The following is a 20746-nucleotide window of genomic DNA, read 5'->3' on the forward strand; positions in this document are numbered from 1 at the left end:
CGCCGGCGGTGCTGGCGGTCGCTACACAAACGGCGTTCAGGCAGGGCAGGGCCAAGGCTATGGCACCGGCATCTTCTATTCGGGCCCTGGCTTTCTGACATTCGCGCCTGGCGTCGGCCAGATCCAACGCGTCAGCGATGTGATCGCAACGCAGGACGGCATCACCGGTGGCCGCGGCGATGGCTTCTACATCGTCAAGAATGGCGCGGGTACGACAGTCCTGACCGGAGCCAATGCTTATGCCGGCCTCGTCATCGTCAATGCCGGCACGTTGCAGGGCAACACGACAAGCCTCGTCAGCGATATCCGCAACGAGGCCTCGCTGGTTTTCGGCCAGAAGGCCAACGGCACCTTCAATCAACGGATTTCCGGCGCCGGCTCGCTGACGAAGAGCGGCGCAGGCGCACTTACGCTCACGGGGTGGAACATCTATTTCGGCACCACCACTGTCAATGATGGCGCGCTCCTTCTCGGCAATTCACGCGCGCTTTCCGAAAACAGCGCCGTCACGCTGAATGGCGGGCAGCTTGGTGTCGAGGGCGCCTCGGCAACGGTTGGCAATGCCATAACGATCGGATCGGCGGAGGGCAGCGGGCTCTATGCCGGCAAGGGCGGACAGTTGACGCTGAACGGAGTCGTGAGCGGTAGTCCGCTGGTCAAATCTGGCCCTGGCGAGGTGACGCTTGGTGGCGCGAACACATTCACCGGCGCGACGGTCAATGGCGGCGTTCTCAGATTCACGACCGACAGCAATCTCGGCACGGCGCTGGCGCCGATTACCGTCACTAGTGGCGGCAGCGTCGGTACGACCGAGGCCGTCCCTGCCGACTTCACCATCAGCCGGCCGCTGAACGTGGATGGCAGCGGTGGAGTCAACGTCGCCCTGCATCCGGTCATCTGGTCGGGGCCGATCTCGGGTGCCGGAACCTTCGTCAAGAGCGGGCCGGGAGAGCTCTGGCTAGCTGGCACCAATACCTATTCGCGTGGCACGGACATCGTCGGCGGAACGATCCGGGTCGAATCCGACGCGGCGCTCGGAGCCTCGGGTACGAATATCAATCTGAACGGCGGCGCGCTGCGCGCATCGCAAAGCTTCAAGACGCAACGTGGGGTCTCGCTCGGCAGGCTGAACGGCACGTTCAATGTCGACCCCGGTCAGCGGCTCGAGCTCGCCGGTCCGGTCAGCGGCGCCGCTCTTGCCAAGGTCGGACCGGGGACACTGGTGCTGAGCAGTGGCGTCAACAGCTACAATGGGCCTAATTATGTGAATGGCGGGGTGCTCGAGGGCAACAGCGGTTCGATCCGCGGCAAGATCATCTTTGATTCGAACGCAGATAACCCCGTCCCCCGCTCCGTGCGCTTCCAGCAGACATGGGATTCGACCTACAACGGCGCCATCTCCGGGCTCGGCAGCGTCGTCAAGGCCGGCGGCGGCCTGCTGACGTTGAGCGCGACCAACACGTATACTGGCGGGACCATCGTCGAGGGCGGCACGCTGCAGGGCGATACCAACAGCCTACAGGGCGATATCCTCAACAATGCGTCCGTGGTCTTCAGGCAGAACGTCGACGGCACCTATGCCGGCAACCTGACCGGTCCCGGCCAACTGACCAAGACCGGCACCGGCCGACTCAACCTGGCCGGCAATGATGCGGCCGGCGGCACGTCGATCAATGGCGGCACGCTCGCGGTCAACGGCAAGCTGACCAGCGATGTCGTCGTGAACACCAACGGTGTGCTCGCGGGTGCTGGCAATGTCGTCGGCAATATCGACTTGAAGGGCGGCACGATCGCACCCGGCAATTCGATCGGAACCGTGCATGTCAGCGGCGACCTACTCCTGGAGCCGCAGTCCGACTACCGGGTCGAGATCAATGGCGCGTCGAGCGACCGGATCGAGGTCGGCGGCACGGCGACGATCCTCTCCTCGCGCTTCGAGATCGAGCGCTACAACACGGACGATTCGCCCGTCGTGCCCGGCACGACCTATACAATCCTGACCACGGGTGGCGGCCTGACCGTGCAGTCGCCGGAGGTCGCAGTCGCCGACTTCCCGTTCATCAGCTTCACGTTGAGCGAGGACGGCACTAATGGCTACCTCTCGACGGCACGGAGCGCCGAGCGCTTCGCAGACCTTGCGTCGACGTCAAACGAGATCGCGGTGGCGAATGCGCTCGATGCGTCGACGTTGACGCCGGAATGGGCGCAGGTCGTCGGCGCATCGACAGCGCAGGCGGAGGCCGCCTTCACCAGCCTCGCCAACGCCTCGTTCCATGCCAGCGCCCTCGGCGTCCTCTCCGAACAGTCGCATTTCCTGCGCGACGCCGTCACCGACCGGCTGCGCGGCGCAATCGGTGGCGAGGCGACCAAGCCTGTCGCCGGCGTCACCACGGTGTCGGCCGGCACCGCCTATGCGATGTGGGGCCGGGCGCTCGGCAGCTGGGGTTCGGCCAATGGCGACGGCAACGCCGCCGACATAAGCTCCTCGATCGGCGGCCTGATCGCCGGCGTTGACGCCACGGTCGACGATACCTGGCGCTTCGGCCTTGCCGGCGGCTACAGCCAGAGCTGGTTCTCCTCGCCCGACATCGCTGCGTCCGGGTCGAGCGACAGCTATCACGTCGCGCTCTATGGCGGCTGGCAGGGCCAGTCCGGCTTCGCGCTCCGCGGCGGCGCCGCCTATTCCTGGAACGACGTCGATACGTCGCGCCAGCTCGCGGTGGTCGGTCTCTCTGGAGCCGCCGAAGGCAGCTACAGCGCGCCGACGGCGCAGGTCTTCGCCGAAGGCGCCTACAAGTTCGACTATGGCAAGGCGGCATTCGAGCCCTTCGCCAATCTCGCTTATGTGCATATCGACGGCGATGTGAGCGAAAGCGGCACGGCAGCAATGACCGGTTCGACGACGTTCGACACGACCTATACGACGCTCGGACTGCGCGCCTCGGGTCAGCTGGCGACCGGCGTCACGGCGCGCGGTACGCTCGGCTGGCGGCATGCTTTCGGCGATGTCACGCCGGAAACGACGCTTGCCTTCGATCCGGCGTCCGCCGTCGCGCTTTCCGGCACGCCGATCGCCGAAAATGCACTCGTCACGGAACTCGGGCTCGACTTCGCGGTCAGCAAGAGCGCCACACTCGGCGTCTCCTATTCAGGACAATACGCGTCTGAGGCCTATGAGAATTCGGCGCAGGCCAATTTCTCGGTACAGTTCTGACCGCGGGCGGCGCGAGTCGACAATCGGAAACCGGGCGGAGACATCATGGCTTCAGCTGCGACGCTCGGACTGGCGCTGTTCCGCCGCAAGCCGGTGCGGTCCATGGCCGAGCAGGCTCTTGCCGATGCGGCGCATGGCACGCTGCGCCGGTCGATCGGCCTGTTCCAACTGGTCATGCTGGGCATCGGCGCTACGGTCGGCAGCGGCATCTTCGTCGCCCTGACGGCCGCCGTGCCGGTCTCGGGGCCAGCCGTGATCGTCTCCTTCGTCATCGCGGGCATCACGGCCGGCTTGACCGCGCTCTGTTATGCCGAGCTTGCCTCGACGATGCCCGTTTCGGGCTCCGCCTATTCCTATGCCTATGCGACGCTCGGCGAGTTCTGTGCCTTCGTGGTCGGCGCATGCCTGCTGCTCGAATATGCCGTGTCCGCGTCAGCCATCGCCGTCGGCTGGGGGCAGTATCTGAACGAGTTGTTTGGTGACGTCACGGGATGGCACATGCCGGATGCCATCACGCAGCCGCCGGGGGAAGGTGGCGTCGTCAACCTGCCGGCTGTGGCACTGATCGCGATCTGCGCGACGCTGTTGATCCGCGGCGCGAAGGAATCGACGACGGTGAATGCCATCCTCGTCGTGGTGAAGCTGGGCGTGCTGGCATTGTTCGGCGTCATCGCGCTGACCGCCTTCAGGAGCGAGAACCTCGTTCCGTTCATGCCGCTCGGCTGGGCCGGCATCGGCTCCGCGGCCTCGATGATCTTCTTCTCCTATATCGGTCTCGATACCGTCTCGACCGCCGGCGACGAAGCGAAGGATCCGGCGCGGACATTACCGCTCGCGATCATCATTTCCCTGGTGGTGGTGACGGGGATCTATCTGTTCGTGGCGATCGCCGCGGTGGGCGCCCAGCCCTGGAACGCCTTTTCGGATCAGACCGCCGGTCTCGCGGTGATCCTGCGAAACGTCACCGGCGCGGCGTGGCCATCGATCCTGTTCTCGATCGGCGCCATCGTCTCGATCTTCAGCGTGACGCTCGCCGCGATGTATGGCCAGACGCGGATCCTGATCGCCATGAGCCGCGACGGCCTTCTGCCGGCGGTCTTCGCCAAGGTGGATCCGGTGACGCAATCACCGCGGCACAACACGTATATTGTGGCGGTGTTCATTGCCGTTCTGGCTGCGGTCGTGCCGCTTAACGTGCTCGTCAATCTGACCAGCATGGGTACGCTGACGGCGTTCGCAGTCGTTTCGCTCGGCGTCATGATCCTCAGGCGCACGAGACCGGATCTCGAACGCGGCTTCAAGGTGCCGCTGTTTCCCCTGGTGCCGGTCGCCAGTGTAGCCTTCTGCCTCTACCTGATCATCGAGCTGCCCCGGCTCACCCATTTGCTTTTTCTCGTTTGGATAACCGGAGCGTTGCTTCTCTATTTCGGATACTCGTATCGAAACTCAGTGCTCGCGAGGACCTGACAGCCATGAAAGACCAAGCTTTGATGTCGGATCGACAGGTGGCCCGCGACTTCAGGATGGCCGCCCGCCTCGGGATTGCCATGCTGCTTGCCTCTGTCGCGACCCCGCTGTTTGCCGGTCCGCTGCCGCCGCAGGTTGCGGGCGTCGCGATCCCCGATGGTCAGATCGATCGCGCCGTCGCCGGTCTCGACGGAATCGCAGAGACCATCATGAAGCAGAGCGGCGTTCCGGGCATGGCGATTGCGGTCGTTCAGGACGGCCGAACCGTCTATGCCAAGGGCTTCGGCGTCCGCAAGGTCGGCGACCCCGCGCCTGTTGATGCCGATACGGTGTTCCAGGTCGCCTCGCTGTCGAAATCGCTCGCCGGCAGTGTGGTCGCCCATGAGGTGGGGACGGGCGTCGTCGCCTGGGATACGCCGGTTGTTGCTCATCTGCCGTGGTTTGCTCTGAAGGATCCGTGGGTGACGCAGCATGTCACGATCGCCGATCTCTTCAGCCACCGGTCGGGTCTGCCGGAACATGCCGGCGACAGCCTTGAAGATATCGGCTTCGATCGACGAGCCGTGCTGGAGCGGCTCCGCCTGCTGCCGCTCGACAGCTTCCGCGACACTTACGCGTATACGAATTTCGGATTGACGGCGGCAGCAGAATCCGTCGCCGTCGCCGCTGGAAAGAGCTGGGCTGACCTCGCGGATGAAGCGCTCTATCAACCGCTCGGCATGACATCGACCAGCTCCCGCTTCGCCGATTTCGAGAAACGGCCAGATCGCGCCTTCGGTCATGTGAAGGTCGGAGATAGTTACCTGCCGAAGTACCAGCGGCAGCCGGATGCGCAGTCACCCGCCGGCGGTGTCAGTTCGTCGGTCAACGATCTGGCGCGCTGGATGTCGATGATTTTGGCGAACGGCGAATTTGGCGGCAAACAGATCATTGCCGAGGACGCGCTGCTTCCGGCCATCAGCGCCGAGATGATCTCGTCGCCATCCTATGCCGTCGACGCTCGGCCCGGCTTCTACGGCTATGGTTTCGGCGTCGGGATCACGCCGTCGGGCCGCGTCATGCTCAGCCATTCCGGCGCTTTCGCGCTCGGCGCCGGGACCTATTATGCCATGCTGCCGTCGGCCCATGTCGGCATCGTCGTTCTCACCAACGCGGCTCCAACAGGCGCGGCGGAGTCGATCGGCGCATCGTTCATGGATCTCGTCCAGTTCGGCACCGTCACCGAGGACTGGTTTAGCCTGTATGGCCCGCGACTGGCCGCTGTCTCGGCGCCAGCGGGCGATCTGGTCGGCAAGTCGCCACCTGACGATCCGGCGCCGGCGGCGAAGCTCGCGAGCTATGTCGGCGTTTATGCCAATCCCTATTTCGGCGAGGCGGAGATCACCGAGGTTGGCGATCATCTCCAACTCACGATCGGACCCGCGGCCAGGACCTATCCGCTCAGCCACTGGGACGGCGCGACGTTCAGCATCCGTCCGTCCAGCGAAAACCAGCCGGATGGCTCGCTTTCATCGATTGCGTTCGGACCAGCCGGCGAAATGACCATCGGTTACCTCGGCCAGAACGGCTTCGGCCGGCTCACCAGACGCTGAACGAGGAGACCGGCGCGGGCTTTCCCTCACATCGAAGGGGAGGCGAGGTTCGCGCCGATCTGGCGGTAATAGGCGCGGAGCCGGTCGGCATCGCCAGCAAACATCGCCGCGACCCATTGATGATAGGCATCGGCGGTTTCGCGGGCCGGTGCCCTGCCACCGAGGCTGGCCGCGATCAGGTGTCCCGCCGTCATTCCGGACAGCAGCGCCTTCAGGACGCCATGCGAGGATGTCGGATCGAGCGTTGCCGACGCATCGCCGACCATGAACCATCCAGGCCCGGCCGTCTGCTCCGCCATCCGCCAGGTCACATCGGCGCCTCTCTCAGGTCCGAGCGCGGCGAGCCCGAGAAGCTCGTCCGGTACCGCGCCGACGGCGCGTCCGCCGAAGCGGACGGATGTCCACTGGTAGAGGTCGGGTTTCACCCGCGCAGACCAGGTCCAGCCCGACACATTGCCGACCAGCAATGGCGCCTCGTCGCGGGCGGGACACGAGCCCTCCCGGTAGCCATAGCGCGCGATCAACTGTGGCGAGCGCACGACCCCGCCAATGTCCAGCATGCGGCCAAGCCACCGGCTCGCGCCTGTCGCATCGACGACAATGCGGGAGGAGATCGGACCGGCTGGTGTCATGATGCCGCCGAGGCCGGCTTCGTCCTTGAGGACGCCGGTTGCCGCGCAATCCGTGTGCACGACAACGCCAACGGCGCGCGTTCGCTCGAGCAGCATGGCGTCGAAGTCGGCGCGCCATACCTGAAACCCGTGCCAGGGACCGTTCTGATCCTCGCCGAAGGATTCGAAACGACGCGGCCCACCCCACTCGATCCAGATCCCTTTATGGCGCGCGCCGACGACTGCGTTCAAACGCTCCGCCAGGCCGAGTTGCGCGAGCAAGGGCTCGATGCCCGGATGCAGCGTTTCGCCGGGTCGGTCGCGAAGGCCGGGCTCGCGTTCGCAGAGGACGACGCGCAATCCGCGCGTGGCGCAGGCGATCGCCGCCGCGCAGCCTGCGGGCCCGCCGCCGACGACGACTATGTCGGCATCGACGTGTCGGCTATCCATGGACCGTTTTCTCGCTGGATGAGAACGATATTGTCCGAGACATAGGCCCGAGCCTGTTCCAGCACCTCCAGGAGAACGACATTCATGTCGTCCGGATGCGCGGTCTCTTTGCCCCAGCGGATAACGTGGAAGGAATAACGGCGCGGGCCGGAAAGCTGGACGCCCGCCGCTTTTTCCGCCGCCAACAGCCCTGCGTCATCAGGCTTCACGGTCAGGAATGACAGGACCGACCACTTGGCCTTGGCTTGCAGCACCTTGAAAGCGGCTGTCTTCTTGTCGAATTGCTTGAGAAATTCCGGATCATGGATGCCGAGCGCCCAGTAGACGCCAGCCATGGCCATGATACGCGCGCGATATTCCGGGGTATCGATGCGCGAGGTGAGCGCTGCCGTCATCGTGCCGACCGTGTCGATGTAGTCGACCCTGTAGGCATTGGGATAGGCCACGACCGGTTTGTCGGCCATGGTGATCAGTTTCGGGCCGCGAACACCGTCCCAGGGCAGATAGCGTCCATCCTCCAGCGGCGCGCTGCCGATCTCTTGGTCGGTCAGCGGAATGATCGTCGGATAGGGATAGAATTCCCCGCCGATCCCCTTGTCGGGCGCGAAGGTCCTGGTCGAATCCGGCGCGACGCCAGGCCAATAGGCGCCAAGCGCCGCGCAGAGCTTGGCATCTTCGATAAAGGGCGATCCGAGCCCGTAGCCGGCCATGAACTTCTGCAGCGGCCTGTTCGGGTCTGTGTAGTAGATGCCCTGACTTGTGTCCCATCCCGGATCGAAAAGACCCGGCGAGCCGTCCGGCAACCCGGTCTTCTGAACCTCCCAGGGTCCGTTCGGATGCTGGACTTCGCTTGCCGCTTCCGTCGGCTGCGTGACGATCGCCGTGATGGTGGTGTCTTCGAGACTGAAGCCGACCGGCAGCGTGATATTGCCGGCCATGCGTGTTTGCGACAGGGCAAGAGGGTGGATCGCCCACAGCGCATCACGGATCGGCTCCGGCACCTCGTTCTGCCACCAGACCATGAGATCGCGCTGCGTCACCTTCGGGAAGAAGTCGGGCAGTCCCACCGTGCAATAGGCCGGCAAAATCCAGTCCACGCTGGTCTTCAGCTGCGGGCAGTCCACTTCGACCCAGCCGTCGCCGACGCCATCGAAATAGTGCAGGGCGTCATAACCGCCGGCCTTGATCACGGCATCCATGTCAGGGCGGAGGTTGAGATTTTCGATCTGTCCGTTCGGCAGAACGCGGTGTCGGATATTGATGTATTCCGGCGCCGGGCGCTGCGTGTCGCGAAATGCATCCAGCATATAGCGTGGCTCGCCCGCTGGCGGGTCGGGCATGCCGACCGGCAGGATCTGCATGGCGCCAAGCTGGAGGTTCTCGGGCTCCGACGTATAGCGTCCGTCGACCGGAAAGGTCAGCAGCCGGCCGTCATACTGAGCCGGCGTCAGCAACGGGTTCGGAAGCGGTTCCAATACGCCATCGCCGAAGTCCGGTCGCTGCGAAAGCGAGCCGATCCTCTCATCCTTGATGGTGAAGGGGAAATTCTCGAGGTCTTCGCCGCGCCAGTTGTTCTTGAGCCCGTTCAGATCGAGGAAGCGATGGAATTGCGCCAGCCCGTCATTGCGCAGTCCGCGTGTGAGCTCGACGCGAAGATCAAGCCCGGCAATGCATTCGCGGCCGCTGAACAGCTTGTGGATCGGCACCCAGAACGGCAGATCCTTGTCTTCCGGCAAGGTGTCCTGCGGCCCGAAGGCTTCCGATGCGCCCTGCATCTGAATGGCGAGAAACGCCACGAACCGCCGCGGCATGACGCGGAACTCGAACGGCTGCGCGTCGTCCAGCGGGACGAAGTTGCGCGCGCGCCCGTCATAGAGCGGCTCCAGCGTGCCGAGACGCGTGATGCCGGTCCGGGAGAAGCACAGCTCGGCGTGCTTTGAATGAACCGACATCGGCGCGCTCTGGTATTGCGGCGCGAACACGACCATGCCGAGCGGCCTGCCGCCCGCTTGTCGGCGAATGTCCTCGAGGGTCGGTGGCGCGACGCCATACACATAGTTCTCGACGGCTTCGATCTCGGCGAGCGTCGGAAACCCGCGCAACGCGTTGCCGCTGCGGTCGGCCACCACGGTCGGCGATGCCAGGGCGTGGTAAAGCAGGCTGCGTTCGGGCCGGCCCGCCTCGATGCCCTTCGAGCCGGCGAGCGCGAAATCGCCGAAGCCTGGATAGCTGCGGTCGATGCGGGTCAACGTCTTGCCCAGCTCCGCCCCGAGCGGATCCGCCTCGATATCCAGTTCTCCGCCGGTCGCATCGAGCAGGAGCTGACGCCATCCGAGCGGGGCGAGCCGCGCGCAGGCCGCGCGCACGCTGTCGACAAGGGGGCGATCCTCGCCGGCAATCGCGCCGAGGTTTGGAAAGGCGACGAACGCGCCAACCCCCAAGGCAGTCGTCCTCAGGAAGCTGCGGCGCGTGACAGCCCAAGACATATGAATTCTCCCGAAATCCTCGGGCTAACTATATTCGGTCCCGACTGATTTCGTCCATCGATCTCTCTGCTTAAGTGGCGACGATTGATCGTATTTTTCCGCCTCAACCGTCCTCGCGGGGAGAATGGCCCGACGGCAAATCTTTCGTCGATTGAACAGGTGGGCGAGGGCACCGAGGCGGCAACTGCATGCCCGTGCCGTGCGACCTCTGGGGCCGTCTCCGGCCTCACCGCGTCAGGGGATTGTCGCCATGCCACCAATGGGCGAAGGGGTCGGACTGCAGGATCCGATCCATCGTCTCGCGGCTGATGCGCGGCAGCTTCGTGCCTTCGAGCTGGTCGTTGATCCCGAGAAGGCCATCGACCGATTCATCGACGCGCGCGAAGGGGAAGTCGGTTCCAAAGAAGATCTTGTCGGTGATGCGGTATTCCTGCGCGCACATCAGGATGTTGTAATACTGCCAGGGACGATAGGAGAGCGCTGAGACTTCGCAATAGACGTTCGGCTGCTTGCGCGCGACGACGATGCAGTCCTCGTACCAAGGGTGGCCCATATGGGCCATCACCATCACGAGATCCTTGTATTTCTGGGCGATGGGTTCGACATGGATTGCCCGGCCCATATCAACAGGCGCATTGCGGGCGAAGGTCGTGCCCATATGCATGGTGAGCGGGATGTTGTTCTTCTGCAGATATTCATAGACCGGGACCAGCCGCGGATCGGACAGGGCCACACCGTTGTAGATCGGGCCGAACTTCACGCCCTTCAGCTTCAGGTCTTCGATCGCATGCACGAGCATGTTCATGCAGTCGGCGCGGCGCGGATCGACATAGGCAAAGCCGACGAACTTGTCGGGATATTTCGCGACGGCGGCGGCGGTCGTCTCGTCGTCGCTCTCGATGCCGACGCTGTCGCCATAGCGCAGCGCGAAGACGATCGCCTTCTCGACATGATCCATTTCGGCGTAGAGCGTATCGGCATCGGCCTTCGGCGCCATGTCGCCGGCGCGCACGCGGGCCAGTTGCTCCGCATAGAGCGGCAGCACATGCTCGTCGTTCCAGATATTGACGTGGCAATCGCAATAGGCGCGGGCGGTCATTTCTATTCCCCCGGTCAATGGGCAGCTGCCGCCGCCGGGCGGCGGGCATGCAGCGACATCAGGAAATCGGTGAGTTCGAGATAGGTCATGCTGGAGGTCGGCGCGTCGAGCGCGATCTCGCCGCGATCAAGCACGACCAGGCGGTCGCAGACCTCGTGCACGTGATGGATGTTGTGCTCGATATAGATGCAGGAGCGGCCGCCGGACTTGATCGAGCGGATGAAGTCGAGAACCTTCTGCACTTCCTTCAGAGCCAGCGCCACGGTCGGCTCGTCAAGGACGATCAGGTCACTGTCGAAATGCATCGCGCGGCCGATGGCGACACCCTGGCGCTCGCCACCCGAAAGGCGGCTGACCGGCGTATCGACATCGATGCCGACACCGCGAAAGCCGATGGTCGAGCGCATGATGTGCTCCGCGACCTTCTTCTCTGCCTTGACGTCGATGAAACCGAACCGGTTGGTGATCGGCCGGCCGACGAAGAAATTGCGCCAGAGCGGCTGCTTCTCGCCGAGCGAGGAATCCTGATAGACGGTCTCGATGCGCAGCTTGTGCGCTTCCTTCACCGTGTAGGAGGAGGCATCGATCTTCTGGCCGCGGACATAGAGCGTGCCGCTCGTCGGGGGCTCGACCCCGGTGAGCACCTTGATCAGCGTTGATTTGCCGGCGCCGTTGTCGCCGATCAGCCCGACGATCTCGTTGGCGCCGATCTCAAGCGTCACGTCCTTGAGGCTGACGACCTTGCCATATTTCTTGCCGACATGCTCAAGGCGGACGATCGGGGTTGAGGTCATGAAACGCGATCCAGTTCCTGGCTTCAATAAGCGGGCGGAGGATCGGGCGACGCAGCGAAGCCGCGCCGCCCGAAGGCCTTAGCGGATGCCGTCCTTCACGAGCGCTGCGAGCGCGTCGACATTGTCCTTGGTCAGGTAGCCGCCGCCGGTGTTGAGCTGCAGGCCAGCGAGGCCGTACTTCTTCTGCAGCACGGCGGCGACGACCGGCATGAAGCCCTGCAGATAGGGCTGCTGGTCGAGCACGACGGTGATGTAGCCGTCGCGGACGCCCTGGATCGCGCCGGAGGAAATGTCGAAGCCCGAGGTCACGACTTCGCCCGGCTGCTTGCCGGCTTGCTTCAGCACCTTGTCGAGCACGGCGGTGATGCCGCCATGGCCGGGAACGATGATCGCCTTGGTATCGGGATTGGCTTCAAGATAGGCGACGAGCACCGGAACCGACAGCGCCGGATCCTGCACGGCCTCGTTCGACCACTGCAGCTTCGTGAAGTCGATGCCCTTCTCTGTCAGCACCTCGGCCGTGCCCTTGGCGACATCCGCGCCGGGCGCGCCCTCGATGAAGGCGCCATAGACCAGCACCTTGTCGCCGCTCTTCAGCTTGCCGTTTTCGATGGTGAGGTTTGCGAGATTGCGTCCGGCACCGTGGTTGTCGAGGCCGAAATAGCTGAGATTGGTGCCGGGTAGCTCGTTGTTGTTGACCACGACGACGATGCCATCGGCCTTGGCCTTCTCGAGCACCGACTTCATGGCGTCGGTGCCGGGATGTCCCATGACAACCATCGCGTCGGGCTGCGCCGCGATCGCTTCGCTGGCCTGGACCAGCATCTTCTGCGGATCCCAGCCGGCATGCTGCTCGATCAGGTTGACCTTCAGAACGCGCGCCGCATCGCGGGCGCCGAGTTCACGCGCCAACGTCGCCGTGTCGCCGGGATTGCCGCCCATCTGGAAATAGATGGTCATCCCGGAATCGACGGCCTCGGCGGCGAGTGCCGCGCCTGGCGCGGCGAGCATCGCCGACAGAGCAAGGCCGGCCAGTCCCTTCATCAGATGTCGCATGGTGTTCCCCTTTTTCCCTTGGAAGCAGAATTTATCTTCTCGCGCGCGAGCGGAGATCCTTCAGCAACGGGACCTTGTCGGGATCCTCTATTGCCGCATTCATGGTGACGGAGACGATGAAGACGAGGCCGATGAAGAAGCGGGTCCAGAAGCCCGCGACGCCGCTCGCAACGAGCCCCGCCTCGATGATGGCGACGATCAGCGAGCCGAACACCGTGCCGACAACCTTGCCGGCGCCGCCAAAGATCGACGTGCCGCCGATGAACACCGCTGCGACGACCGTGAGCAGATATCCCATGCCGGCCTGCGAGAAGTAGGTGGTTGTTTCCAGCGTCAGCAGCACGCCGGCAAAGGCCGACAGCAGCCCCATCAGCGTGAACAGCTTGATCTTCTCGCGGTCGATGCTGATGCCGACGACCTTGGCGACCTTGAGGTTGTCGCCGATGAAGAGGAGGCTTTCGCCGAAGCGGTGGCGGTTGAGGACCATCCAGACCAGCCCGGCGACGCCGAGCGCCCACAGGAACTGCACCGGAAACACGCCGACGCGCCCGGCGAAGACGCCATGGATCAACGTGCCCTCGATATCGGGAATGGCCAGCGAGGCGCCGTTCGAGACCACCGTGACGAGCCCGCCCCACAGGAACAGCATCGCCAATGTCGCGATCAACGATGGAATGCCGAGCTTGGTCACGACGAGGCCGTTGACGAAGCCCATCACCGTTCCGGTCGCCAACGCCGCCACGAGCGCGAGCCAGGTCATGTCGTAGTTCTGGTAGAGCGCGCAGAAGACATAGCTGGCGAAGGCGACGATCGAGGGGAAGGAGAGGTCCATTTCCCCCGCGACAACGACCAGCGTCAGGCCGAGCGCGATGATCATCGGCGGCGGCACATTGGCCATGAAGCTCATATAGACGCGAAAGCCCATGAAGGCCCGCGGCGCCGTGAGCATGAACAAGAGCACCAGCAACAGGAAGACGAAGGCGATCGGCGTGCCCTCGATCTTGAAGAACGCGGCGATCGGGTTGCTGGAGGCCCGCTTGTCGGCATGCGCCATCAGAGCACCCCGTATTTCGCGTAGACGTCGCGGAGATAACCTCCGGCCCTGAGCTCATCCATCGAGTGGTCTTCGCCGCGGATCTTGTCGAAGGCGATCTTGAGCACATCCGCTTCGACCGCTTGCGGCACGACCACGGCGCCATCGGCATCGCCGAAGACGAGGTCGCCGGGTGCAACGCGGACGCCGGCACAGATCACCGGCACATCGACCGACTGGATCTGGCCACGACCCTTGGAATCGAGCGGCGCGATGCCGGCATGGAACACCGGCAGCTTCAACCGGCGGATTTCGAGGATATCGCGCACGAAGCCATCGGTGATGCAGCCGGCCGCGCCGCGAACCGTCGTTGCCGTCGAGAGCAGGCTGCCCCAGGGCGCGATACGCGAGGAGCCGCCACAGGCGAACACCGCGACATCGCCGGGCTTCAGATCGTCGACGATCGCGATCTCGAGTTCATAGGGGTTCACCCCCTCCTCGACATAAGCGACTTCCATATAGATGCCGGTGCGCGCGCGGCCGCACATCTTCAGCTGCTCGTCGAGCGGCCGGATCGAGGGCGGGAAGGCCTGATTGGTGACGCCAACCGCATCGAGCGCATCGGAAAGGACCGCCGAATAGAGCTGCTCCCAGCCAGCAGGCAGCGGAGCATTCTGATACGGCCGGAAGCTTGTATTCGCAGACATTTCGCCTCGCTTCAGAAGGAAACCTTGGAGGGGGGCGTGCCGCTGCTGCCGACGAGGAAGTCGAAATCGACGCCCTTGTCGGCCTGCTGCACGTGATCGAGAAAGAGCTTGCCGTAGCCGCGGTCATAAGCCGGCTTCGGCGGCACGAAATCCTGGCGCCGCCGCTCGAGTTCCTCGGCGGAGAGATCGACGTCGATCCGGCGTGCCTCGGTATCGAGGACGATGATGTCGCCTGTGCGAACAAGGGCCAGCGGTCCACCCAGCGCCGATTCTGGCGCGACATGCAGCACGACCGTGCCAAACGCCGTGCCGCTCATGCGCGCATCGGAAACGCGGACCATGTCGGTGACGCCCTCGGCGAGCAGCTTCTTCGGCAGCGCCATCGAGCCGACCTCGGGCATGCCCGGATAGCCGACCGGTCCGGCATTTTGCAGGACCAGCACGCTGTCGGCGGTGACATCGAGATCGGGATCGTCGATGCGCGCGCGGAAATCCTCGGCATCGTTGAACACCACAGCCTTGCCGCGATGCTGCATCAGCGTCTTCGAGGCGGCGGACGGCTTCAGGATCGCGCCATCGGGCGCAAGATTGCCACGCAGCACGACGAGCCCGCCGCGCGGGGTCAACGGATTGTCGACGGGGCGGATCACCTCGTCGTTCCAGCCTTCGGCGGCGGCGATGCGCGCGCCGATCGTGCCGCCCTCGATCGCCGGCGCATCGAGATCGAGGCGATCGGCGATGCGGCGCATGACGACCGGCAGGCCGCCGGCATCGAAGAATTCCTCCATCAGGAAGCGGCCCGATGGCTTCAGGTCGACGAGGCAAGGCACGTCGCGGCCGAGCACGTCCCAATCGTTCAGCGTGAACGGCACGCCGAGCCGGCCGGCAAGGGCAAGGAGATGCACGACGGCATTGGTCGAGCCGCCGATCGCGCCGGCAACCTTGACCGCGTTTTCAAACGCCGCCCGGGTAAGGATCTTGGAGATGCTGATGTCCTGCAGCACCAGTTCGACGGCGCGCTTGCCAGCTTGTTCGGCCAGCACCGCACGGCGGCTGTCTGGCGCCGGGATCGTGCCGTTCATCGGCAGGCCAATGCCCATCGCCTCGGTCAGCAGCGCCATGGTCGACGCCGTACCCATCGTCATGCAGGAGCCGGCCGACCGGCTCATCGCAGCCTCGGCCGCCTCGATCTCGGCCTTCGAGATCTTGCCGGTGCGATAGTCCTCGTCGAGCTTGAAGACATCGGTGCCCGAGCCGAGTTCGCGGCCCTTGTAGCGTCCGTTCAGCATCGGCCCGCCTGAGACGAGGATTGCCGGCACGTCGCAGCTCGCCGCGCCCATCAAGAGCGCCGGGGTCGTCTTGTCACAGCCGGCGAGCAGCACGACGCCGTCGATCGGATTGGCGCGGATCGTCTCCTCGACATCCATGGCGACGAGATTGCGGAACATCATCGTCGTCGGCCGCATCAACGGCTCGCCGAGGCTGGTCACTGGAAACTCGAGCGGGAAGCCGCCGGCCATGAGCACGCCGCGCTTCACATGTTCGGCCAAATCACGCAGATGGCGGTTACAATTGGTCAGTTCTGACCAGGTGTTGCAGATGCCGATGACCGGCCGTCCATCGAATAGCTCGGCCGAGAATCCCTGGCTCTTCATCCAGCTGCGCGGAATGAATCCATATTTGCCGGCGCGGGCGAACCACTCCGCGCTGCGGCGCGGACGCGCGGTCGTCGAGCTGGCATCGAGCGTCTCGGTCATTGTGTGTTCCCCCTCTGCCCGATCCATGTAACGTTAAATTTAAATCACGGCAAGCCTCTGCGGCCGCCATTTGCTTCAAGTGGTGGCGCCGGGATCGAAATGGACCGGGAGAACAAATTCCGGCCGCTCGAAGCGGCCGCTCTCGAGGCGGGACAGCATGGCCTTTCCGGCCTGTTCGCCGAGCGCATAGGCGGGGGAATCGACCGTTGTCAGGCGGGGCCTTGCATAGCGATGCGCCTCGAAACCGTTGAAGCCGACGATGCGCACCTCGTCGGGGACGCGGATGCCATGATCGAACAGATAGAGCATCGCCGCGGTGGCGATGGGATCATTGGCCCCGACGATCGCGCCGGGCAGCGGATTTGCCGCGAGATAGCGCGCCACCGCCTCCTGTACATCCGCGAAACTCTCGCTTGCCGCGGTGATCACCGTCAGTCGCGCAGCGCCACCATTGGCCGCGAGGCTCTCGCGCAAGCCCTTGACGCGCATTTCGATCGCCGGCCAGTCCTGGGATGGCACGATGGCGAGAAAATCCTCCACGCGGCGGGCGAGGAGATGATCGCCGATCAACCGGCCGCCGCCGCAGTCATCCTGGCGGATCGTGCAGAAATCCGCGCCGGGAAGGGCGATCGGCTCCTGAAAGACGATCAGCGGCTGGTCGAGATTGACCAGTTGGCGGATGGCCGCATGGCGGTCCGCATCATGGCCGGAGATCATGGCGCAGAAGCCGGCGACTTCGAAATTGCGCATGATCATCGAGGAGGAGAGCTGGTCGCCATGCATGCCCTGCACGGTCAAGGTGAAGTCGGCACCGTTGAGGACATTGGCGAGCCCTGCCACCACCTGGCAGGTGAAGAAATCGGCAAGGAAGGCCGGCGATTCGTCGACGATGACCATGCCGATTGAGCGCTGCTCGGCGACGCGCAGGTTGCGTGCGTTCGCCTGCCGCCGATAGCCGAGCCGCTCGATCTCGCGCTCGACCCGCTTCTTGGTCGCAGGGCTGACGAATTGTAGCCTCTCGTTCAGGACGTTCGAGACGGTCATGGCCGAAACGTCGGCCGCCTTGGCGACATCCTTGATCGTCGCGCGTCGCCGCGTCGGCTCCTTGCTCATGCTTGCGTCTCCATCCCCACCGATGCTACCGCCATATATCGTTAAATCAAACCCTAGCGGATTCGCGATATCATGTCCTCCTATGCTCACTATCCGAGCCTTCGCGGCAAGTCCGTCTTCATCACCGGCGGGGCAACCGGCATCGGCGCCTCCCTCGTGTCGCATTTCGCCGGGCAGGGCGCCCGTGTCGGGTTCATCGATATCGACGACACTGCGGCCAACGCTTTGATGGCGACGCTGCCTGACGGTGCGGTCTACAGCCATTGCGATGTGCGCGACGTCGCCGCACTGCAATTCGCTCTCGCGATCTTCGAAGCGGAGGTCGGCCATATCGACGTGCTCATCAACAACGCCGCCAATGATGACCGTCACCGGGTCGAGGATGTCGACGCCGCCTATTGGGACGACCGCATGGCGATCAATCTGCGGCCGCATTTCTTCGCAGCCCAGGCCGTGCGGGCTGGAATGGCGCGGGCTGGCGGTGGATCGATCATCAATCTCGGCTCGATCGTCGTCGCGATGAGCGCTGCGGAATGTGTCGCTTATGTCGCCGCGAAAGGCGCCATCCATGCCATGACGCGCGCCCTTGCCCGCGAGTTCGGACCCGACATGATCCGGGTCAATTGCGTCATTCCCGGCTGGGTGATGACCGAGCGCCAGATCAAGCTGTGGCTGGATGATGCCGGCGAGCGCCGGATCGCGGAGCGCCAATGCCTGCCCGAGAAGCTCGACCCCGACGACATCGCCCGCATGGCGCTGTTCCTGGCAGCCGACGACAGCCGCCACTGTACGGCCCAGAATTTCGTCGTCGATGGCGGCTGGACCTGAGCGGCCGCACCGCGCAGAGGCGGTCAGATCAGCCGCAGCGTGACAAAGCTTGGCGCCTTCACCGCGTTTCGGCGCGTGCTGCGCGGTCGGCGAATGTCTGAAGCGACGGTGTCATGTGTGGACAGGCGGATTGGATCCGCTCGGCGATCGAGATCAAGATAGTCAGCCTCTGACGCGCGCGGTCCTCTCTCCGGGCGATCATCGGTGGCGATGCGATGGCGGCGACCTTAGCCTGGTTCAGCGCCGTCGCGTGGACTTGCTCTCATATCGGTCACGTCTTCCAGGCAAATGACAAAAAATACGGCACCGTTCATGTGACATGAATGAATTCCGGACGAATTCCCGTGGCATGGAATTTGTTTGGGAGGGGTCTGTCTTCCATGGACCGGGAACAGCCGATGACCCTCTACAGCAAGCCCACGCGCACTCTCACCCTCGACGGAGCCCTGAAGGCGCTCGAGGCCGCCATCGCGGAATCGAAGCGGCTCGGCAAGCCGATGTGCATCTCCGTCGTCGATACGGGCGGCAACCTCCTCGCCTTCGCACGTATGGACGGATCGAAGGCGCTGAGCGTCATTTCAGCGACGAATAAGGCTGTAACTGCAGCGCTTTCCGGCGTTCCGACCGGCGGTGCGCATGCTGATGTCGAGCTCCAGGTCTCGATGGCATCCGACTGCCGCTGGACCAATCTGATCGGCGGAATTCCGGTCATGGTTGACGGGCTCATTCTCGGTGCAGTCGCTGCTGGATCGGGCACGGGACCTGAAGACCTCCAGGTCGCGCGGGCCGGCGCCGCCGTCATCGAGGGCGCCAACATGTTCGAGGACTTCGTGCCGATGGGTGCCGAAGACACCGGAATCATCCGCGGCTCCGCGCCCGATCCCGTTCGGTAATTCAAGTGGCATGAACGTTGCGTCATGTCGCTTGCAGAAAACTTGCGGCGCGAAAGTCGCCGCCAACCAGGGAACGGTGAGATGGTGACAAAACGGGTGGCATTCGGTCATTTGCGAAAGGAATTGATGGCATCGGCGCTGGTGCCGCTGCTCTTGGCCGCGGGCATCGCGGCCAGCGCGGCCGCGCCGCGCGAGAAGACGGTCATCGTGGCGCAGAGCGGCCAGGTGAATACGATCGATCCGCTCCGCTCCGACTACGGGCAGACGGACCTCATCGACAACGTGCTCTATGACACGCTCGTCACCTATGACCGCGACAACCAGATCGTCGGCCGCCTCGCGACCGAGTTCGTCCTGGCGCCCGACGCCAAGTCGGTGACGGTCACGCTGCGCCCCGGCGTCACGTTCCATGACGGCGCGCCGCTGACGGCCAAGGACGTGGCCTTCACCTTCGACAGGTTGAAGCGACTCGGCGTCGGCGTCGCGAGCCTCGTCGACGCTTACGAGTCGGCGACGATCACCGACGATACCCATCTGACGCTCAATTTGAGCCGGCCATCGTCGCTGTTCCTGGGCGCGCTCAGCAAGATCTACATCCTGAATTCCGCGCTGGTGACGGCCAATGCCGGAGCCGACGATGGTCAGGCCTGGCTGCAGTCGCATGACGCCGGCAGCGGGCCGTTCATGGCCGACGAGCGGACCGGCGCCGAGATCTCGGCTAGCGCCTTCCCGGGCTATTGGGAGAAGGTCGACAACCGGCCGGAAGCGTTCATCTTCCGCCGCATCGATGAGCAGGCGACGAAGCGCGACGAGTTGATCGCCGGCAATATCGACCTTGCCGTCTTCATCGGCGATCGCGACGTGCCGGCCCTGCAGAAGGGCCCGGATACCGCCGTGGCGCTGCCAAAGACCTCGGAGCAGACCGAGATCGTGTTCAACACGCGCACCGGTCCGACCGCCAATCCGGCCGTGCGCAAGGCGATTCGCCTTGCCTTCGACTATGACGGTGCGTTCAAGAACATCATCTCGGGCAATGGCGAACTCGCCAATGGCCCACTGCCGAACTCGCTCGCTTGCCGTCCCGATTTGCCGATCGTCAAGCAGGACCTCGCCGCAGCCAAGAAGATCCTCGATGATGCCGGGATCAAGGACCTGACAGTGGCGATGAAGTTCCAGCCGGCCAAGGAGACGAGCAAGCAGGAGGCAGCGCTGCTTCAGTCGAACCTGAAGTCGATCGGTGTCAATCTGGTGCTCGAGCCGATCGCCTTCCCCGCTTATCTGCAGAGCCTCAAGAACGTCGATTCGATCCCGCAGATGATGCTGCTCGTCGATTTTGCCCAGTTCCCGGATCCAGGCATCGTTCTTTACAAGGGCTACAAGTCGGATGCCATCGGCACCAATCGCTCCGGCTATTCCAATCCGGAAGTCGACAAGCTGCTCGATCAGGCGCTCGCAAGCGGCGACGCCGCCGCGCGCTGCGACATCTACAAGAAGGTGCAGGAGATCGTCGACGCGGATTCCGTGATGGTCGACATGTACACGCTCAATGCGCCGAACGGCTACCGCAAGGATCGCATCCAGGAGCCGCCTCCCAGCAAGGTCGTCGATCCGCTCGCGCCGATCGAGATCCGCCTCGCTCCGTAAGC

General features: G+C 64.2%; 15 protein-coding genes. 6 read left to right on the forward strand and 9 right to left on the reverse strand.

The features are described from left to right. The 3 genes from LB518_RS24105 to LB518_RS24115 form a co-directional block, all read left to right on the forward strand. The coding region (locus LB518_RS24105) for an autotransporter domain-containing protein (RefSeq protein WP_224580416.1) at positions 1-3214 on the forward strand (3214 nt) is incomplete at its 5' end. A 45-nt stretch (positions 3215-3259) separates the two neighbouring features. Next, complete coding sequence (locus tag LB518_RS24110) at positions 3260-4681, forward strand: APC family permease (protein ID WP_224580417.1); 1422 nt, start codon at positions 3260-3262, stop codon at positions 4679-4681. A 5-nt stretch (positions 4682-4686) separates the two neighbouring features. Further along, on the forward strand, positions 4687-6273 hold the full coding sequence (locus tag LB518_RS24115) for a serine hydrolase (protein WP_224580419.1): 1587 nt from the start codon (positions 4687-4689) through the stop codon (positions 6271-6273). 26 nt (positions 6274-6299) lie between these two features. Here the strand turns inward: LB518_RS24115 and LB518_RS24120 are convergent, their stop codons facing one another. The 9 genes from LB518_RS24120 to LB518_RS24160 form a co-directional block, all read right to left on the reverse strand. Continuing rightward, positions 6300-7334: an NAD(P)/FAD-dependent oxidoreductase gene (locus tag LB518_RS24120; protein ID WP_224580421.1), complete on the reverse strand. Its 1035-nt coding sequence runs from the start codon at positions 7332-7334 to the stop codon at positions 6300-6302. After that, positions 7304-9820, reverse strand: coding sequence for a hypothetical protein (locus tag LB518_RS24125; protein WP_224580422.1), 2517 nt, complete (start codon positions 9818-9820; stop codon positions 7304-7306). Before LB518_RS24125 ends, LB518_RS24120 begins: the two co-directional genes overlap by 31 nt. A gap of 226 nt (positions 9821-10046) precedes the next feature. Then, complete coding sequence (locus LB518_RS24130) at positions 10047-10919, reverse strand: amidohydrolase family protein (RefSeq protein WP_224580424.1); 873 nt, start codon at positions 10917-10919, stop codon at positions 10047-10049. Between the two features lie 14 nt (positions 10920-10933). Further along, complete coding sequence (locus LB518_RS24135) at positions 10934-11713, reverse strand: ATP-binding cassette domain-containing protein (protein WP_224580426.1); 780 nt, start codon at positions 11711-11713, stop codon at positions 10934-10936. Between the two features lie 78 nt (positions 11714-11791). After that, positions 11792-12769, reverse strand: a complete 978-nt coding sequence (locus LB518_RS24140; RefSeq protein ID WP_224580428.1) for a substrate-binding domain-containing protein — start codon at positions 12767-12769, stop codon at positions 11792-11794. Positions 12770-12800: 31 nt separating this feature from the next. Then, a complete protein-coding gene (locus LB518_RS24145) occupies positions 12801-13823 on the reverse strand; it encodes an ABC transporter permease (RefSeq protein ID WP_224580430.1) in 1023 nt (340 codons plus the stop codon). Continuing rightward, positions 13823-14509 carry an RraA family protein gene (locus tag LB518_RS24150; RefSeq protein WP_224580432.1) on the reverse strand — a complete coding sequence of 229 codons (687 nt, stop codon included), beginning with the start codon at positions 14507-14509 and terminating at the stop codon, positions 13823-13825. The genes LB518_RS24145 and LB518_RS24150 overlap by 1 nt, the downstream gene beginning before the upstream one ends. Positions 14510-14520: 11 nt before the next feature. Further along, positions 14521-16266 (reverse strand): IlvD/Edd family dehydratase, encoded by a 1746-nt coding sequence (locus tag LB518_RS24155; RefSeq protein ID WP_224580434.1) that lies wholly within the window; start codon positions 16264-16266, stop codon positions 14521-14523. 75 nt (positions 16267-16341) lie between these two features. Next, on the reverse strand, positions 16342-17379 hold the full coding sequence (locus LB518_RS24160) for a LacI family DNA-binding transcriptional regulator (protein WP_224580435.1): 1038 nt from the start codon (positions 17377-17379) through the stop codon (positions 16342-16344). 72 nt (positions 17380-17451) lie between these two features. Here LB518_RS24160 and LB518_RS24165 point away from each other — a divergent pair, with 72 nt between their 5' ends. From LB518_RS24165 to LB518_RS24175, 3 genes are all read left to right on the forward strand, one after another. Continuing rightward, a complete protein-coding gene (locus LB518_RS24165) occupies positions 17452-18207 on the forward strand; it encodes an SDR family NAD(P)-dependent oxidoreductase (protein ID WP_224580437.1) in 756 nt (251 codons plus the stop codon). Positions 18208-18605: 398 nt separating this feature from the next. After that, complete coding sequence (locus LB518_RS24170) at positions 18606-19100, forward strand: GlcG/HbpS family heme-binding protein (RefSeq protein WP_224580438.1); 495 nt, start codon at positions 18606-18608, stop codon at positions 19098-19100. A 126-nt stretch (positions 19101-19226) separates the two neighbouring features. After that, a complete protein-coding gene (locus tag LB518_RS24175; RefSeq protein ID WP_224580439.1) occupies positions 19227-20744 on the forward strand; it encodes an ABC transporter substrate-binding protein in 1518 nt (505 codons plus the stop codon). Positions 20745-20746: the final 2 nt, after the last annotated feature.

This window comes from Mesorhizobium sp. BR1-1-16, assembly GCF_020165495.1.
Lineage (GTDB): Bacteria > Pseudomonadota > Alphaproteobacteria > Rhizobiales > Kaistiaceae > Kaistia.